Below are 1,910 nucleotides of genomic sequence, written 5' to 3' on the forward strand. Positions count from 1 at the left end.
ATGTACTTGTTTGTAATAGTGTGTTATACTTAAAAGAAAAAGGGGGTTATATTATGTATATTGCAGTTACAGGTAGTAAAAATAATAAAGACGTTTACATTTATCAATCATTCCGAAAAAAGGACGGAAAATCATCATCTCGCATCTATAAAAAACTTGGAAAATACAACACTTTGCTGGAACAGTTTGATGGTGATAATGAAAAACTTATGGCTTGGGCGAAAAGCGAAGCTGCCAAAGAAACAGCTCTCTACAATGAACGTACGGGGAAAGTAACGGTTGAATTCTCCCAGGCTGCCTGCATTCCTATGAACGAGGTACGTTCTTTTCATGCCGGTTATCTATTTCTTCAACAATTATGTACGGAGCTTCGCATTGATAACATCTGCCGTGTGATTAAAGGACGCCATAGATTTAAGTATGATCTTCATGCGATTCTAACTGATCTCGTTTACGCAAGAGTTCTCTCTCCTTCAAGTAAGCTCAGCAGTTATAACTTCTGCAAAACGCTTTTTGAACCACCAAAGTATGAGATTCAGGATGTTTACAGAGCTTTATCTGTAATCGCAGAAGAGTCGGATTTTATCCAAAGTGAACTATACAAAAATTCAAACTTCATCCATCCAAGAAATCAGAAGATACTTTACTATGACTGTACGAATTATTACTTTGAGATTGAGGAAGAAAGCGGTTTGAAGCACTATGGAAAAGGCAAGGAGAACCGTCCAAATCCGATTGTTGGTATGGGGCTCTTTATGGATGCTGATGGCATTCCACTTGCATTTGATGTTTTTCCAGGTAATCAAAACGAGCAAACAACGCTTAAACCTCTGGAGAAGAAAATCATAAAAGATTTTAACTGTAGTGAATTTATTTTCTGTTCAGATGCCGGTCTTGGAAGTGCCAATAACCGAGCGTTTAACAGCATCGGGAATCGAGCTTATGTCATCACACATTCCCTTAAAAAGATGAAGCAGGAAGACCGTGATATTGCCCTAAATCCAACACAGTTCAGAAAAGTTGGTTCGACAGATTTGATAGATATCAGAACTTTGGACGAAACCGATGAAGAAGTTTTTAACTCCATTTACTACAAGGAAGTTCCTGTTGTTACCGGAGATTTGGATGAGATACTAATCGTTACATACTCACCAAAATATAAAGCTTATCAGCAAAAAATACGGTCACGTCAGATCGAGCGTGCAGAGAAGATTATCAACTCTCCTTGTAAAAAACGAAAGGGCAAAAATCAAAATGATCCAATGCGTTTTGTGAAAAATACTGCCGTAACAAACGATGGTGAGATTGCAGAAAAGAACGTATATGAAATCGACGCAGAACAGATAGCCAAAGAAGAACTTTACGATGGTTTCTACGCGGTTATAACAAATCTGGAGGGAAATATCGAAGAAATCATAAAGATCAATAAGCAGCGCTGGGAAATTGAAGAAAACTTCAGAATCATGAAAACAGAATTCGAAGCCAGACCTGTTTATGTCAGAAGAGATGACCGGATCAAGGCACATTTCATGACCTGTTACATCAGCCTTCTTCTCTACCGTCTGTTAGAAAAGAAAATAGGAAACAGCTATACAACCGAGCAGATCATAGAGACTCTGCGATCTATGAAAATGACACTGTTAAATACCGCTAATGGCTACGTTCCATCCTACACTCGAACTGAAATAACAGACTCTTTACACAAAACTTTTGGTTTTCGGACAGACTATGAATTTATCAAAAAATCTACGATGCGAAGCATCATCAAGCAAACAAAAGAAATAAATTTACCCTAGTGTAGAAAATATAGCACAATAGCACATATCGCTACGAAACAAAAAACGGCTGCTAGCCTTGATTTTACTGTCTATACAACCGTTTTTTTACTTCCCAACTGTCAAAGATGGGAT

Annotated in this window: 1 protein-coding gene; it reads left to right on the top strand. The window is 37.8% G+C overall.

Annotation, left to right across the window (positions count from 1 at the left end):
• The first annotated feature begins 53 nt into the window (after positions 1-53).
• Entirely contained in the window at positions 54-1,796 is a 1,743-nt protein-coding gene (locus H8S17_RS15975; RefSeq protein WP_186867886.1) for an IS1634 family transposase, read from the top strand.
• Positions 1,797-1,910 lie beyond the last annotated feature (114 nt).

This window comes from Roseburia zhanii (genome assembly GCF_014287635.1).
GTDB classification, from domain to species: Bacteria; Bacillota; Clostridia; order Lachnospirales; family Lachnospiraceae; genus Roseburia_B; species Roseburia_B zhanii.